The 10682-nt window shown below is 27.1% G+C and carries 10 protein-coding genes; 3 read left to right on the top strand and 7 right to left on the bottom strand.

All coding sequences use genetic code 11. From position 1 onward, the window contains the following. Positions 1-149: 149 nt before the first annotated feature. Together L3B96_RS12940 and L3B96_RS12935 are read right to left on the bottom strand one after the other, a co-directional pair. Positions 150-311, bottom strand: coding sequence for a hypothetical protein (locus tag L3B96_RS12940; RefSeq protein ID WP_238861315.1), 162 nt, complete (start codon positions 309-311; stop codon positions 150-152). 438 nt (positions 312-749) lie between these two features. Further along, a complete protein-coding gene (locus L3B96_RS12935; protein WP_238861313.1) occupies positions 750-1685 on the bottom strand; it encodes a CHAP domain-containing protein in 936 nt (311 codons plus the stop codon). A 284-nt stretch (positions 1686-1969) separates the two neighbouring features. Here L3B96_RS12935 and L3B96_RS12930 point away from each other — a divergent pair, with 284 nt between their 5' ends. Next, positions 1970-2581 carry an accessory gene regulator B family protein gene (locus L3B96_RS12930; RefSeq protein WP_238861311.1) on the top strand — a complete coding sequence of 204 codons (612 nt, stop codon included), beginning with the start codon at positions 1970-1972 and terminating at the stop codon, positions 2579-2581. 45 nt (positions 2582-2626) lie between these two features. Here L3B96_RS12930 and L3B96_RS12925 read toward each other — a convergent pair whose 3' ends face one another. The 4 genes from L3B96_RS12925 to L3B96_RS12910 form a co-directional block, all read right to left on the bottom strand. Further along, complete coding sequence (locus L3B96_RS12925) at positions 2627-3877, bottom strand: GHKL domain-containing protein (RefSeq protein ID WP_238861310.1); 1251 nt, start codon at positions 3875-3877, stop codon at positions 2627-2629. After that, positions 3871-4638 carry a LytTR family DNA-binding domain-containing protein gene (locus tag L3B96_RS12920; RefSeq protein WP_081300660.1) on the bottom strand — a complete coding sequence of 256 codons (768 nt, stop codon included), beginning with the start codon at positions 4636-4638 and terminating at the stop codon, positions 3871-3873. The genes L3B96_RS12925 and L3B96_RS12920 overlap by 7 nt, the downstream gene beginning before the upstream one ends. 326 nt (positions 4639-4964) lie before the next feature. Beyond that, the gene (locus L3B96_RS12915) at positions 4965-6110 is read right to left on the bottom strand and encodes a tetratricopeptide repeat protein (protein WP_238861308.1); all 1146 of its coding nucleotides are present in this window, start codon (positions 6108-6110) and stop codon (positions 4965-4967) included. A 327-nt stretch (positions 6111-6437) separates the two neighbouring features. Then, positions 6438-7811 (bottom strand): FAD-binding oxidoreductase, encoded by a 1374-nt coding sequence (locus L3B96_RS12910; protein WP_238861320.1) that lies wholly within the window; start codon positions 7809-7811, stop codon positions 6438-6440. Between the two features lie 238 nt (positions 7812-8049). On the opposite strand from L3B96_RS12910, the gene L3B96_RS12905 reads away from it, so the two are divergent. Next, entirely contained in the window at positions 8050-8238 is a 189-nt protein-coding gene (locus tag L3B96_RS12905) for an H-type small acid-soluble spore protein (RefSeq protein ID WP_238861306.1), read from the top strand. A gap of 834 nt (positions 8239-9072) precedes the next feature. Here the strand turns inward: L3B96_RS12905 and L3B96_RS12900 are convergent. Then, a complete protein-coding gene (locus L3B96_RS12900; protein WP_238861304.1) occupies positions 9073-9993 on the bottom strand; it encodes a DUF2167 domain-containing protein in 921 nt (306 codons plus the stop codon). Between the two features lie 351 nt (positions 9994-10344). On the opposite strand from L3B96_RS12900, the gene L3B96_RS12895 reads away from it, so the two are divergent. Then, complete coding sequence (locus L3B96_RS12895; RefSeq protein WP_023972996.1) at positions 10345-10521, top strand: hypothetical protein; 177 nt, start codon at positions 10345-10347, stop codon at positions 10519-10521. Positions 10522-10682: the final 161 nt, after the last annotated feature.

Below are 10682 nucleotides of genomic sequence, written 5' to 3'. Positions count from 1 at the left end.
CGCCGCCAGCGTTCGTCCTGAGCCAGGATCAAACTCTCAATAAAAAGTTTAATCTTAGCTTACTCAAATAAAATTGCTGGTTTACTTAAATGTATTTATGTTATTCTGTTCAATTTTCAAAGACCAATTTTTCTTTCTAAAGCCTGTTGTTATAGGGCTTTAAAAATATCTGTCGTTTCTGACAGCTTACTCAGTATATCACCGCTTTCAAAGCTTGTCAACAACTTTTCAAAAAACTTTTTGAACTTCATTTTCATTAGTTCTATTAGCTTTAAGTTATTAATTTCACATCTCTTAGCGACGTGTTTCATCTTAACACCTCTGGCATATATTAATTTCCTATCTTCTCACCTTTTTGTGAAGTTATTCTGTTTTTTCGCTATTATTCGCTATTATGCTAACTAATACATATATTGATACACTAGAAACCGTTGTATAGATTGAATATTCTGAAGTAAATATTTAAAAATCCAACCTATATACTTTTGATATTTTAAAAATATGAAACCTTAATTTATAAATTCTTTCAATTCACTTTATATACTATTCAGAAACATTTGCATATAAGGTTATATCTAAAATAAAATAATAAAAAAATTGATGATATCAAACATTTTATATCATCAATTTTTATTAAACTATATTTATTATTTATAAATGTATATATAAAACCTATTCTCTAACCCACAATCTCATTTAGACTTTCCTCTTTGAAATAAAGTCATACCCACATTTTTAAAACTCACTTGTTAATACTTATTGAAACCTCCATTATATACTACAAATCCTGATTTAGTATTTGCGCCTTTAGACGTATTATAAACTACACTCAGCTTACCATTTTTACGATACAGTGGTGTCCCGGTCTCACCAGGAGATAGTGATCCTATTACATTTCCATTAGAATCATAAACATTTTCTGATGTAGAACCATTTTTCCAAGCTCCAGCATTAAAATATTTAATTATATTTGTAGCATTTGTAACATATCCTGTCCTTACTCCATTAGGTGTTGGATATTCTATCAAAGCCAATTGAGTTGAATAACTAACATCCAATACTGTTATTTTATCCCCATCATCAACTCTACGACCAGAAATAATATTCCCACTCGAATCTCTTACGTAAAGAAAATCTCCTGATACTTGAGCATTATTGGGATAAGTAAAGCCACTTTGTGTTGGATCACTCGGTTCAGATGGATTACCCTGTAGATATATGAATCCAAGAAAATTCGCAGATCTGCTCTTAAATGCTGATACTGTCTGATTTTCCTCTGCGCCATCATATGCCTTACTCACATGATAGTTAGCTTCGTTAAAGTATATTGTGTCACCAGAAACACTTTCAATAAATACAACATGCCCCGCGCTACCATTCCCGAATACAGCTATAGAATTAGCGGCTGGTGTTTGCCCTTTCGGATAAGTAGTTTCATTCCACCATTGTTTTGCATTGCCATAAAACTGAGAGTTTAACTTTATTCCTAATTTCTCATATGCACGTCCCCATACAAACCATGTACATTGTCCTTTGTAACCACTCTGAGTAAATATGTTTTCACTGTTATAAGCACTGCTTGATATATTTGGTGAAGTTGCAGCGAAAACAATGTTAGGAGTTTGTCCCAAAAGCATTAATAATGATACAGCCAAAATCATCACTTTTCTAAGTTGTTTTTTCATATTACCTCTCCCCTCTTAATTATTAGTATTATTAACATCACCATCAGCTTAATAACACTCTTTACCACATTTATATATTCTCATATTACTAAACCTAAATAAATAGTGTTTCCTCTAAACATACAATATGAAGTATTAAAAGCAATGCAATAAATTATTTGCTTAATTATTAAACAATTATTCTTTTCATTCCAAAATTTGTACGTTTTATTCCAATAATATTGAAATTTTATCCAATATGCTTTATAAAGATATTATTCACTAAATAATCTAGAGAGGTTAAAATGATAAAATTAATATCAACTTTTATAACAAGGTACTTAGAAGAAAATAACTCTTCTTTAATTAAAACAGATTTACTTAAAATTCAATATACATTAGAAGTAATTTTAGGCAATTTATTCGATTTTATAGTTATATTCTTAATATTTCTAAGCTTGAATAAAGTCCCTATACTTTTACTATCTTATGTTATTTTAATTTCAATTAGGCCCTTTATGGGAGGTGTTCACTGTAAAACTTTTATTTCATGTTTATTTGTTACTACAATGTACTTCATAATGGTAATGCTATTTACTACATTAGCACCTAAGATAAATAATAGTTTTAATATAATTTTCTTTACAATATCTTTTATTATAGTTGCAATTTATGCGCCATGCCGTAATTTAAAGAGACCTGTAAAAAATAAAGCGACATTAAAAATAATTTCTTTAATATCGCTAACTCTTTGGATTGTAGTATTCTTTACCCTGTCAAATGTGCAAATATGTAATTGCATATTTGCAAGTATATTCATACAAATACTTCAAATAATTATTATTAATAGAAAAGGAGTTGTTTCAAATGCAAAAATCTATAAACATTTTTTCAGCTATACTTCTCAAGTTATTTAACTTAACATCTAAATCGAGCTGTCCAGGTATGTGGGGAGAGCCAGATTATCCCGAGGAACTATTGAAATAAATATCAAAAAGAATTTCATTGCATTCTATATTAATTTTAATATATCCATTACGTAAGTTAACTATTTGTTGTACATTATATAAACCATAACCTCTTGTATCAATATTTTTAGTAGAATAGCCTCTTGTAAAAATCTCATCTAAGTTAATATCACTAGGATTTACTATTTGATTTTTAACCACTAGATGAGATTTTTTGTCTTTATTAAAAATCTTTATTTCAATATATTTTACTGTACATTCTTCTTTTATCACTTCATCAAAAGCATTATTTAATAAATTATTTAATAAATTAGAGAACTCATTATAACTTAATATATTATCTAAAACACTATTCTCTATCTCATATTTAAAAGTAATATTATTCTTTTTTGCTCTGCACATGTTCCTATATATTATAGATCTAACAATTACATTATCAATATATATAAGTTCATTTATTTTACTATCATATATATCTTCGTCTTTCATATAAGTTCTAATAGCTTCCTTTAAATCTCTTTCACTTAAAACCTCCACCATTCCCCTTATTGAATTTTTATAATTAACAAAATCGTGTTGTCTTTGTTTTATTTCCTGAACTATTTCATCAATAACTGTATTATATTCATTAGAAACTTTTAAGGATTCTTTTTCCCTTGTTACCTTAATAAAATATAAATATATCAAAACCTGAGATAAAGCCAGTATGCCAAATATTAAAGATGAAATGAATAAATTATTCAAGATCACTATGTTGTCATAATACCAACTAATCTTAAAAAGAATAGCATATACGCTGCATATTAGAATAGAATAAATAAAAACTACATTATCCTTATTCTCAAAAATAAAGTTTTCATTTAATAGATTTATCTTTGAAAATATAATTTCTCCTCCCAGTATTATTCCTTCTACACAAATTGCCTTAAATATATTATCGAAAATAAATTTATCAATAAGAGCAGAAAATATTAATTCTAAACTTATTATTATAATAAGTACCAAAAAAAATCCTAGCACAGCTTGTTTTAAATCTATTTTATATACTACCTTAATAATTGTAATAATTGTTATGTAGGTTATAATAAAGTTTAATTGTAATACTTCAATACCTGTACACAGAATTGAAGCAATCAATACACTTAAAGCCAATTTCAATATATCATTATTTTTCTTGGTTAATGTTGCCCATAAATAAATTATATTAAATGTATTCATCCCATTTATAATCGCTGAACTTAACATATTATCACTTTTCCTTTTTTAAATTCAGACATAATGCTATTTTTAAATTTGTATCCTAAAAATGCTGTCTTACTACATTCATTAAAATATACTTCACTAAGTTTAACATCTAGTTTTTCTATTTTGTATATATAATTCGTGTTTATTGCAAAAGCTCTATGGCTTTGAACTATATAATTGCAGTCAATTAGCTGCAATATTTTTTTCAAACTTATGTTATATGCAGTATAAACTCCATTGTAAGTATTAATATCACAGTTTTTACCATCAACTTCTATAAATATAATATCATTTACCTTTATTCCAACGTACACGCCATTTTTTAATGTGATTACAATCTCTTTATCTTTTTCCTCGTTATAATTATCAACTTTGTTATTTAAATCACTTGTTTCATTAAGAATAATCTTATTCAACATAGCTTGTACATCATTTTTATCATATGGTTTTACAATGTAATCATAGCAATGAGTTTGTTTAAATGCTTGGGTTATATATTCCATGTGTGTTGTCAAAAAAATAATTTGCCTAAATTCGTATTTAGATATACTTCTAATCTTCATAGCAAGATCCAATCCTGAAGATTGTTTTAAACTAATGTCTATTAAAAACATATTAATATCATTATTTAAAATTATTTCTAATGCTGACATTTCGCTATCAGCCTCATAAATTTTTACAAAGTCACATACAGATAATATCATTCTCTTTAAAATGTCTCTTTGTATAGAATCATCCTCTACTATAATAATAGAATACAAAAGTACCACGCTCCAATCCATATACAATCTAAAAAATATGTCAATAATACTGTCTCATATAAGCATGAGTTAAAGGCTAATTTCCTTTAATCTTATTTTATATTAGATCATTAAAACGCCTCTACCTATATAATACAATATTATATAATTATATACAATTATCCCACTTTTGTGTAATTTTTATTTATTATTATTTAAGGATAGTGATAAAACGTGCTGTATAGACTATTTAATCTAATGCGGCACGTTTTAATTATAATTATTATTATTAAATTTTTTTTAAATTAATTACATAAGCATAGCTATTTTGGGGGAAAGAAACATTTCTAATTCCCCATTTCCTTCATACTATAATCTGCATATGAAGAATACTCAGTTTTAGGATATTTATCTTTAACTTGCCTAAAATATATAAGAGCATTTGAATAATCATTTGTCTCTTTATAGCATGTCCCTATTTGATACATCAACCAAGGCATAATATCTATATCAGAATCGATTTGTGAAGCCATTTTTAATTTAGGAAGTGCTTCCGCATATTTTTTTTGTTTATATAGCTTATTTCCATCATTGTATATAGGCCAGAGTCCACTTATTTTTAAATCTTGCCATAATTTATCAAACTTCGCTTTCATATCATTATCAAGATTTTCGTTCTTCACATTTATTAAATCCTCAGCAGCAATTTCATATTTTCCGTCTCCAATTGATTTCTCAGCCTCATCTAACATGCCAAAGATATTATTTTTATAGCTATCGCTTTTTACTTTCTGATCTTCTGAATCTATTTTAGCTTTCTCACTATTTTCAAGATTTACCATGTTCTCTTCTAACGAATCATCTACTTTGTTCTGATCGTTATCGACTTCCTCTTGCTTTACTATTAGTTTATTATTTATACTAAGCTTATGTAAAAATTCTTGAGTTTCGATAGGAACCTTCGCTATTGCCACCTGAATAAACTTTGGATAAAAATAATTCATTACAATACCACCCATAATGATTACTGTACTTAATATAACCATAATTATTTTCCCTGTCGAGCGCTTTGTTTTTTTAGAGTACTCATTCCATATATCACTATTAATATGATTTATAACATCCATATTATTTACATTTCTTCCTCTGGATGATTTTATTTTTAGACTTTGTATATAATCATTTGCTAAACTATCATATATAGCGTATTTTTTAAGTTTCTTAAAGATCTTTTCTGCATTTCTATATTGCTTCATACTAACATAGCACAATCCAATAAGCTTAATTGCATCTGAAAACCCCTTATTATAGGATAAAGCTTTTTTCAAATCATTTACAGCCAACTCAAAGTTACTCTTTTTTATTTCTCCTATTGCTGAATTATATAGAATAATGGATTTCTTAATGTCATCATCGATCTTATATCTATTCAATTCCATTTCCTTTATATTGATTGGATTTATTTTTTTAATCTCCATCTCAAAATTAACCAAATAATTACCTCCTAAAATATTACACAATAATACACTAATGTTCAAACAGTAATATCTTCCCATTAAAACCAGAATAGCTTTACATTTGTATTTAAAATTTGATTTATTTCTATGTATAAATCTTAGCAAATTATGTAATATAATTCAATATAAAGTCTTACTGGCAAAATATTTTCTAAAATATTTTTAAGCGTACACAAAATTATTGAATATCTTCATTTTAAAAGTAGTATAAAAAACTTAAGACTATGTATAAGTTTAAAACAATTATCTCTTATACATAGCCTTTTTTCGCTTCCAAATAATATTTTATTATAAATAATTTCCTTAATTTAAATTTTGCCCGTTTCCAATTCGTATTCCTTGAGGAAATTTAAACACCTCATACGGATCATATTTTAATTTAACTTCTCTTAATTTTTCTAAATTTTCTCCATAATACTCTTTTTCATAATCCTCAATATCTGCGCATGGAAAATTAATATATGAACCTGTTGTGATACTATTTATGTATTTAAGCTTTTCTTTAACCCATTCTATATTCATAGGCGCATACTCAGCTTCTTCCCAAACAGATTGAAATCCCATTATAAATTTCGCATCTCTATAGTAAAAAGCTGTATCATTTTTATCTTTTTCCATAATTGCTCCACCTAATCCATATAGGGAAACAGCTGCATATACTGCACCTTTAGCCCTCTCTTCAACAAGTTCTATGATTTTTTTCATTTCACTTCTACTATAATCCTTATATACGAATCTTCCTGCCGATTTATATTTTTCATATGGAGGATGACCATCTTGAATCCTTCTATTTACATCCAAAACTGAAATATAGTTAAAATCAAATACTCCTTTTTTAGAAATATTCTTAAAGTCGCCTAAAATTACTTCTGCCTCTTCTCTGGAACCATATAATATTCCTGTAATTCTGACTCCTCTTCCTTTTATTTCTGAATTATATATCCCCATCTTTAAATTAACTCTTTTATCTAAACTCATATATAAATGTGTCCAAATCTCAAATATATCTAATATCTCATGATCATCAACGCCTATATAATCGATATCTATTAAAGTCGCCATCTTAATTTTTTCAGGAAGTTTAAATATCATGCTAGTAACTACTCCAAAATTTCCTCCACCAGCACCTCTTAAAGCCCAAAACAAGTCTGTATTAGATTTATCTGTAGCAACTATTCTTTCCCCCTTATAGTCTATCAATTCAATTTCAAGTAAGTTATCAGAGGCTAATCCAAGCAATCTATTTGAATAACCCCATCCGCCACCTAAAGTTAGTCCCGAAACTCCAACAGTTGGACATCCTCCTCCTGGAAATGGATAGCCCAGTTCTCCTAAAACCTCGTAAAGTTCCCTATTCCTAACTCCGCCTTGCATCTTTACTATTCCTATTTCTTCATCTACACTAATTGCATTCATTTTGCTAATATCAATAACCAAAACATCATTCCCTGTTGAATATCCCTCATAGTGATGTCTGCCTGACCTTATTCTAATTTCTACTGAATGCAATTTGGCCCAAGTTATTGCATTGATGATATCATCATTAGTATGGCAATATACAATTGCTAATGGATATTTTTCTATAGCCCTATTCCAAGCCTTTCGTTCTTCTTCATAACTAAATTCCTCTTTTGTAATGATATCTCCCGTTAATCCTCTATAATCAAAATCTATCAAGTCTATCACCTTCTACTTTTCTACTAATTATTTCATCTACTCCCATAATACCATATTATATTTTTTATAATAAGCGTATTTTATCTAATAAAATATTTTTTCACACAATCTTTTGATGTAAAAATAAAATTTATTAAAACTTGTTAAGAAACTGTGAACTTTTATTTTTTATTGAATATTATAATTTTCCCATGTCAAATATATAGCTAATCATAAAATCATAAAGGAGAGATTTATTATGGATAAAGAAAGAGCACAGGAAATTGTTTCATCATCAGTAATGGCAAATGTAACACTTAATGGAACTCCAATTTACATCGAAAGCGTAAATACTAATACAGAAACTGCTAATATCCATTTTTTTAAAAATCCAAAAAATTCACGCGAAGTGCCTTTAACTAGTTTACAAGAACATAATAGAAAATAGTATTAAATATAAAATTATAAAAACGCCTTATGATTTTACATTTAAATTTCAATTCTTAACGACTACAATTTTGTAGTCATTAAGTCTACATATTGCACGCAAAAACTTTTAACTAATCACTATATCACTAGAAATTTTTTTAAAATTACTAGTTAATTATTTTATCAATGAAAATTTATATAGCACTACCATGAATTTCATAGTATCAAATACTTCCTTTAGGATATGCTAGTATCATAAAGGATATAACAGTTAAGCAAACAAATATGTTCAAAAAACAATATATTTGTTTATCAGAATTTAATACAAGTCAAAAGACTTGTATTAACATTAGATGAGATTTTATATGGTTAGGAAAAGTCTTATTATAGTAGATTAATTTTATTATAATAGGATTCTAACTTATCTTATAAAGTCAAGCTAAGATTATATTTGGTAGTGTAATAATCATATATAGTCAAAAGATTATATATGGTCGTGTAAGTATCTTATTTAGTCGAACAAAATATTAATATAGGTATTGCACTGTTTAATTATGGTCGAAAGATTATAATTAGATACTAAGTTATCTATATTAGTGTGAGTTATACTGCTATATTCTTTATTTAATGGCCATAAGTAAATTTACATAAATTTACTTATGGCTTTTATTTCTACTCATTTCCTATAACAAATCCTTATTTATATTCTGAATAACTACAATAAATTTTTTCCATATACAACAAAAATGTACATGTGAGGAAGTTGCTTTTAGTAAACTTTCACATGTACCTTTAGTTTATATTGGAATATTTGCGACTAATAAAGCTCATACAAATTATTTTAAAAAATATATCAGCTTTTTATATCTGCCTCAGAATTTTCTTTAAATACAATTTTATTTGAATTCAATTCAGTTTCATCATATCTATATGGCTTTTTCTTAAATACCTTTATTACTTTACCAAATAGACCTCCTATCACAGCCAAAACAAATATCCATACCTTCTTAAATATTATTAGTATTTTAGCAAACAAACCTATCTTAGATGCTGTTCCTCCAACAATTAGTGCTGCTAATCCTGCTTCTGCTACCTTATCGCCTTTTATGTAATCTGAGTATCTTTTTCCTTCTTTATAAGCATAATTCTTAATAATATTTTCCAGTTTAGGTTTAACCGCCAACATTTCGTCCTTGCTTGCAACCAGTGTGACTTCAGTCACTCCACCACGCCCTAAAACTCTTACATTATAATTAACTATCTGTTCGCCACTACTATTACATAATACTGACCATACTAAATTATTGGTGTTTGGATCATAATGTGGTTTTTCATCCCATCCAATTATATCTAATGTAGATTTTCCATTCTTCATTCTTTCCTTATTATCCTCTTCAGTTCCATTTTTTATATCTGACAATAACTGATCATCATTTATTTTTCCTGCATCATTGTCTTTGACATATCCCATATTATCAAATTCAAATAAAACATACCAATTTTCATTATTATCTTTTGATAAAACTATTCCCTGTTCCATGCCGGTAACTGAATTATCCATTTCTTTCATTAATTCCTTTGCATCTTTTCCATTCGCAAAAACGTATTCACTAGGCAAATCCAACTTTGCTAAGTCAGTTCCTACATCAACAGTCTTTGGCCCTTCAATCCAATTTATTTCCGATGCATTTGTTGAATCATTAGCATATGAAATAACTGGAATAATAGTAAATATAGTTAAAGCGGCTAATGTTCTTAATATACTTTTTAACATTTTTATCCCCCTATGTATTAAGTTACATTTATTATTCTAAAGTTATTTTCATGTGTTGTATATTATACTTTTGTATACTTTTGTATACTTTTTTATACTTTTTTATACTTTTTCACTTCTAAATAATATAAAAATTATATAACTGAATACGCTAAGATAATTCAGATTACTTTTAATAACTAAAGTTTATATTTTAGAAGCAGCTTAAGATTAATAAAAAAACTATTCCCTTTTGTATTACATAATCAAAATATCCAATATTTACAATACAAATTCCTTCTCTTAATTTCGTATATTTAATTAAGTTATGCTCATACTAACTTTGAATGATTTATATAGGAGGTGCTAAATATGCCAGGAAAAGCTAAACAATATGTTGATCAAAGCGTATCTTCATGCAAAGATACTATAAGTTCACTACAACAAGCTCTTAGCTCTGCAGAAAAACAAGATAATAAAAATAAAATTCAACAAGCAATAAATTCTCTTAATTCTGCATGCCAACAATTATCTCAGTATCAAGACTAATTCATACTTAGATATATTGTTAACAATATAATAAACCACTTTATTCTGATTAATCTAGAATAAAGTGGTTTATTATCTTTTATCTTAAATATTTCTTAAATTCATACTTTAAAAATGTGAGCATACGTATTAAAAACATTCATCACATCAAAATCTACAAT

The organism is Clostridium sp. YIM B02569 (assembly GCF_022320765.1).
Taxonomy (GTDB): Bacteria; Bacillota; Clostridia; order Clostridiales; family Clostridiaceae; genus Clostridium; species Clostridium beijerinckii.
This window is presented reverse-complemented; position numbering and strand designations above follow the sequence as displayed.